Annotated in this window: 5 protein-coding genes; 2 read left to right on the top strand and 3 right to left on the bottom strand. The window is 33.0% G+C overall.

Annotated features, from left to right (window positions below):
• Positions 1 to 181: 181 nt before the first annotated feature.
• Entirely contained in the window at positions 182 to 1,531 is a 1,350-nt protein-coding gene (locus CQZ94_RS26370; protein WP_002205050.1) for an APC family permease, read from the bottom strand.
• 577 nt (positions 1,532 to 2,108) lie between these two features.
• Between CQZ94_RS26370 and ald the strand changes: the two genes are divergently transcribed.
• Positions 2,109 to 3,221 carry an alanine dehydrogenase gene (gene ald, locus CQZ94_RS26365; RefSeq protein ID WP_088004890.1) on the top strand — a complete coding sequence of 371 codons (1,113 nt, stop codon included), beginning with the start codon at positions 2,109 to 2,111 and terminating at the stop codon, positions 3,219 to 3,221.
• Positions 3,218 to 4,219 (top strand): bifunctional threonine ammonia-lyase/L-serine ammonia-lyase TdcB, encoded by a 1,002-nt coding sequence (gene tdcB, locus CQZ94_RS26360; protein WP_105587871.1) that lies wholly within the window; start codon positions 3,218 to 3,220, stop codon positions 4,217 to 4,219. The genes ald and tdcB overlap by 4 nt, the downstream gene beginning before the upstream one ends.
• Before the next feature lie 272 nt (positions 4,220 to 4,491).
• On the opposite strand, the gene CQZ94_RS26355 is transcribed toward tdcB, so the two are convergent.
• Both CQZ94_RS26355 and CQZ94_RS26350 read right to left on the bottom strand, forming a co-directional pair.
• Entirely contained in the window at positions 4,492 to 5,136 is a 645-nt protein-coding gene (locus CQZ94_RS26355) for an IS6 family transposase (RefSeq protein ID WP_105587869.1), read from the bottom strand.
• 549 nt (positions 5,137 to 5,685) lie between these two features.
• Positions 5,686 to 6,408 carry a thioesterase II family protein gene (locus tag CQZ94_RS26350; RefSeq protein ID WP_105587868.1) on the bottom strand — a complete coding sequence of 241 codons (723 nt, stop codon included), beginning with the start codon at positions 6,406 to 6,408 and terminating at the stop codon, positions 5,686 to 5,688.
• Positions 6,409 to 6,421 lie beyond the last annotated feature (13 nt).

Genomic DNA, 6,421 nt, shown 5'->3' with positions numbered 1-6,421 from the left:
TGAAGTTCATCCATCAACTATTTGGAATTGTTGCTTAAGACTAGATTCCACTAGGAAACTTTTCGCCTCTTTATATCTTTCCTAAGTATTTGCACCAGAACCCAGAAAACCCCATCTTAATTAAAGTTGGGGTTTTTCGTTACTATATCAATTTAATAATATTTTAAGCGAAATTAGCTCACTAATTCTCAACTTTAACATTAATATGCTTAGAGCGCATTTTAAAATAAATTGGAAGACCTAAAGCAGTTAATCCTAGTCCGCATAATGCTAGTAATGGTTGTGTAAATAATGTATTAAAAACTATAAATAATCCACCTAATAAAGCAATCGTTGGGATAAATGGATATAATGGTACTTTGTAAGGACGTATGAGTTCTGGTTCTCTCTTGCGTAAAATGAAAACAGCTAGAAATGTCATTGTATAGAATATCCATATAACAAACACTAACATATCTGTTAATGTATTAAATCCGCCTACAAACATCATAATTACAGAAATCAATAAGATAAATATGCCAGAATTATAAGGAATTCTGCTTTTATTCGATAATGTAGCAAACCATTTACTAAAAGGTAATTTATTTTCTAATGCCATAGCATAAGGAATTCTCATACCTGTCATAATATACCCATTAATTGTGCCAAATACAGATATTAAGATACCTATACTAACTAGTTTTCCACCCATTGTACCAAAAAGAATTTTTGCAACTTCAGATGCAGGTGTATCAGTTCCTGCAAGTGCTGTTGCAGACATAACCATTAGGAATGCAATATTAATTAATAAATAAACGACCGTAACAATTGATAATCCTAGTATTATTGCTTTAGGTAAATCTTTTTTGGGATTTTTCATTTCGCCAGCTATATTCCCTACGTGTATCCATCCATCATAGGCAAACATGGTTGCAAGTAGGCCAGAACCTAGAGCGGATATAAAAGATCTATCTGGTCCTGCCTCAATTGGGTACAATTGAAAAGTTACATCACCTTTGTGTAGTAAACCAAAAATAATAATAAGAGCTAAAGGAAATAATTTACCTATAGTGGAAGCGGTTTGGATCCCTCCAGCAGCTTTAGCACCCAAAAAGTTCATAAGGGTTACAAAGGTTGCAGTTATAACAGCAATTCCTACAATCATCATTTTATTTTCATTAGCATTTAATCCAAACAGGTTAACAGTTTGGGTTCCAAAAATAATAGCAAGTGCTGCAATATTTGCTGGAAAGTAAATGACGGTTTGAGCCCAACCTAGTAAAAATGCTGTTAAATTTCCGTAAGTACGTTTTAAATAAGCCATCATACCACCTGTTTCTGGAATAGCAGCCGATAATTCAGCCCCTGTTAATCCTGCACAAACAGTTAATATTCCGCCAATAACCCATGCAAGCAATCCTAAACTGGCTGTACCAGTGATACCATATAATGCAGTTGGTTTAAAAAAAACACCAGCCCCGATTACGGTACCAATAACTGTAGTCAAAGCAGCAAAGAAACCAATTTCTTTTTTTAGTTGTTGTTGTGACATAACAATCACTCCTGTTTTTTAATAATAAACAAAGTCTCTACTGAATCTAAGCGCTTTGTGTTCTCATATTTAGATAGTATCCCTAATTTTCATATAATATTTTTAAGCTTAAACCTGAATATCTAATTAAATATATATTCGTCGTAGAATTAGGAATAGAAAATGAGTATTAATGACCAAACATATTTGTGAGATGTTTCACAAATATGTTTGGTCATGCTTCTAGTAGAGAAGTCTACATAACACAATTAATACTCAACGCACAGATTCTTAATTTGTATTCCATAATGATAAGTTGCTTTAAATTCAGAAGAGATGTTATTCGTGACAAAGTCTAGCACACACTAAAATGCTATACAATAATAATTTTCAAGATACGATTTTATTACCAAGCAAATAAATACATTTTGTGAATGATTTCACAAAGTAATTGACTTAGGATTTTGAATTTTGCTATCTTATAGGGGCAAACAGCGAAGTGAATGAAAAATAACATGTATGCACATTATAAGTTTGATATACTTGTCATTTTTCATTTAAATTGCTAGATATATTAATTTAAAAAGGAAGTGTGAGTATGAAAATCGGAGTAGTAAAAGAAATAAAAAAAGGTGAATCTCGTGTGGGAATGACTCCCGAAAATGCTCAAAAATTAGTTGCAGAAGGACATCAAGTTTTGGTACAAAAAGATGCTGGATTGGGATCTGGTTATACTAATGATGAATATACAAATGCAGGTGCAAGCATAGTAACTCAAAATGAAGCTTGGGACGTTGATATGGTAGTAAAAGTGAAAGAACCACTACCTGCAGAATATCACTACTTTAAAAAAGATCTCATTGTATGGGGATTTTTACATCTAGCAGCTTCTAAAGAGTGTGTTGAAGCAATGAGACAAGCAGGAACTACTGCAATTGCTGGAGAGACAATTAATGAAGATGGTGTTTTGACTCTGTTAAAGCCTATGAGTGCGATTGCTGGCCGCCGTGCAGTCTTTATGGGAGCTTATTATCTAGAAAAACAACATCAAGGAGAAGGGATTTTATTATCAGGAATTGAGGGTATCCCTGCTGGAAATGTTGTCATTTTAGGTGGAGGAAATGCAGCGATTAATGCATGTGACATGGCAATTGGAATTGGTTGCCACGTAACCATTCTAGAACTAAACAAAACACAAATTGCTTATTTAAAAGAAAGATATGTGAATGATTCTGTAGAGGTTATTGAATCCAATACTGAAAACTTAGAAAAGCATATAAAAGAGGCAGATTTATTTATTTCAACAATCTTAATACCAGGAGCTAAACCACCGAAAATTGTAAAAGAATATATGGTTCAATCAATGAAACCTGGCAGTGTTATTGTTGATATTGCAATTGACCAAGGTGGAACAGTTGAAACAGTTGATCACTATACAACACATGATAACCCTATATTTATTAAACATGATGTGATCCATTATGCTGTACCAAATATGCCTGGTGCCACCCCACGTACTTCGACCATGGCTTTAGCAAATGGAAATATTGAATATTTATTAGTAATTGCTAAAGAGGGATTAGAAAATGCAATAAATACTAAACCGGCTTTAGCATCTGGTATGAACATTTATAAAGGTATTATTACCTATGAGAATTTAGGAAAGACGTTAGAGTTAGATTATAAGCCGCTGAAAGAAGTGTTAATATGATTAACAAAAATTTACCACTTAACATTGGTGATATAAAAAAGGCTCAACAAATTCTTTCTGGAAATGTACGTAAGACTCCTCTTGTTAAATCATTTTATTTGACGAGTAAAACGGGTGGAGAAATTCATTTGAAGTTAGAAAATATGCAATTAACTGGATCATTTAAGTTTCGTGGTGCATTTAATAAAATTTCAAATTTAACAGATGAAGAAAAAGCACATGGTGTGATTGCTTGTTCAGCTGGGAATCATGCACAAGGTGTTGCATTATCTTCTCATTTACTTGGAATCAAAAGTAAAATTGTTATGCCAGTTTCTGCACCACAAGCCAAAGTTGATGCTACCAGAGGATATGGTTCTGAAGTTATTTTACATGGGGATACCTTTGATGATGCTAAGGCTAAATGTGAAGAGATTATACAGGAAACAGGAGAAACATATTTACATCCATATGATGATGTAGAGGTAATGGCTGGCCAAGGAACAATTGGTTTAGATATTCTTGATGATATGTGGGATGTTGATACTGTAATTGTGCCTATTGGTGGTGGAGGTATTATTTCAGGAATTGCAGTTGCACTTAAATCATTTAATCCATCAATTAATATTATTGGTGTTCAAGCTGATAATGTCCATGGAATGAAAGCTTCTTATGATGTTGGAAAAATTGTATCCCATTATGAAGCACCAACAATAGCTGATGGATGTGCTGTTAAAATACCAGGAGACCTAACCTTTGAAATTGTTAAAGAATTAGTGGATGATATTGCAACGGTATCAGAAGAGGAATTAGAAGTAGCCATGAAAGACTTACTACAACGTGGAAAAGCTGTTGTAGAAGGAGCTGGAGCATTAGCTACAGCTGCTCTTCTTGCAGGAAAAGTTGATCAATATACAAAAGGTAAAAAAGTAGTAGCGGTTATTTCAGGTGGAAATGTGGACTTAAAACGCATTTCCAGTGTATGTGAGCATTTCTTTGTTGCGAATGAAGTAAAATAAAGGTTTAAGTAACCTATAATATAGATTAATTTTCTAAAAAAGGGCTAGGAGGGTTATCTTAGCTCTTTTTTAGGTTTTGGTGCAAAAACTTCAAAATATCTGCAAGTAATCTCTTAAACTTGGAAATACTGATACTAGTAGGGGTACGGAAACGATTCTGGGTATGAAGGGTCAATCTGTAAAAATATTCAAATAAATACAATAAAAACGGTTCTGGTGCAAAAAACCATTTGATAGAGAAATAAAACCTACATGGTCTATTCAATAACAGATTATGATGCAATTCCAAACAACTTATGCATGGCTTCAACGCCACTCAATATAGAAGTGGCCGTTTCATAAGACTTGAATCCTAACATAGTGGAACGTACACGTTTCTTAATGAAACGGTGATCCTGTTCCACTATGTTATTGAGATATTTAACTTGTCTTATTTGTATGCCTTCAGGCATACGTTTCTCTTCTTTTAACTCTTGAATCGCTACGGGGTAGGCTGGATTCTTGTCTACTGTTATAACACGAGGTTTACAAATATGAGAAGCAGCCAAGGCTTTCTTGAAAAAGCGCTTGACTGCTTGTTTATCTCTTGATTCACTTAGATAAAAATCAATGGTATTCCCTTCTGAATCGGCTGCGCGATATAAATACATCCATTGACCTTTTACTTTCACATACGTTTCATCGACTCTCCAGGAATCATTTGTTGTCTTAAGGTGACGTCGTACTCTTTCGTCTAATTCAGGTCCATATTGATGCACCCAACGCATAATGGTGGTGTGAGCAATAGACAAACCTCGTTCCTCCATCATTTCCACTAAATCACGAAAACTGAGGTTGTACCGTAGGTACCATCTTACCGTTAACAAAATAATATCAGGCTGATAATGTTTCCATTTGAATACATTTTCCTTTTCCATACCAATCACGCACCTTCTTTAGATTAGTAGTATCAGTATGTCCAAGATTTGTAGATTTATTGCAATTGTCCTGAAGTTTTTGCACCAGAACCGTATTTTGTTATAAAATCGTATAATTTACCACTAAATTTCTAATACAGATATTATAAAAATTCATAAATTAATAGAGATATTTTTGAAATTTACTTTTAATTCTTTAACATGTAATACGTAAATTTGAAATAACATAATAAATTCAATAAAATCTATAACTATGAATTATATTACTTGTCTCTAGTACTTTTTAAAAATGCATTATTAATCAAAATTAAGCAAAATAATTTAACAACAAAAACTACAATTATATGAAAAAAGGAAACTTCACCTATAGGTGAAGTTTTCCCAATCTAAAATTTTATTCATGAATAAATTACTTAGAATTACATCATTACCTGTCATTGAAAAGTTTGTTTAAGATTCTATCTCTTTATTCAATGATGTTTCAACAGAACCTGTATTTTTCACCTTCAATATTTTTATTTTTCAACCATAAGTATACCTAGAAATATTCTAAAAACTAGTTGAAAATCTTTTAGATTCTAACTTTCTTATAATACCACTTGCTATTTCTTCAATATTTTCATTTAGAAAGAAATGATTACCTTCAAATGAATTGAAGGTACACGATTTACTTGTGTATTGTTTCCATTTTTTCACCTCATCATATGTAGTTAATTCATCATTTTTTCCGTTCAATACAAGAAAATCAATGTCACATGCTCGTATATTGTTGTTATGTATATATGTCTCTACAATTTTAAAATCTGCTCTTAGAATGGGGAGAAAAATTCCCATTAATTCTTCTGATTGTAGTACCTCGGTTGATGTACCCCCCATTGCAATAACTTCATTTTTGAATTGTTCATCGGGTAGGTTATGTCGAATATTTTTTATCTTACTATTAGGATGATTTCTACCGGATAAAACAAGAAATTCAGGCAATACATTATTAGAATCCTGTATTTTTCTAGCTAATTCATAGGCAATCAAACTTCCCATGCTATGCCCATATAAAATATAGGGCGAATTATCTAGTTGCTTGACTATACTATTGTAGACATCATTTACAGCCTCTTCCATACTCTGGTACAGGCCTTCTTCAATTCTATATCCTCTACCAGCTAACTCTATTGGGACTACTTCAATATGTGGATTAAAGTAATTTTTCCATTTTGAGTAACTAAACGCAGAGCCCCCAGCATGTGGAAAGCAAAAAAGTTTAGTCTTTTTCATAGATTTTCTCCTT

Origin of the sequence: Bacillus sp. MYb209 (genome assembly GCF_002975175.1) — a bacterium.
GTDB lineage: Bacteria > Bacillota > Bacilli > Bacillales > Bacillaceae_G > Bacillus_A.
This window is presented reverse-complemented; position numbering and strand designations above follow the sequence as displayed.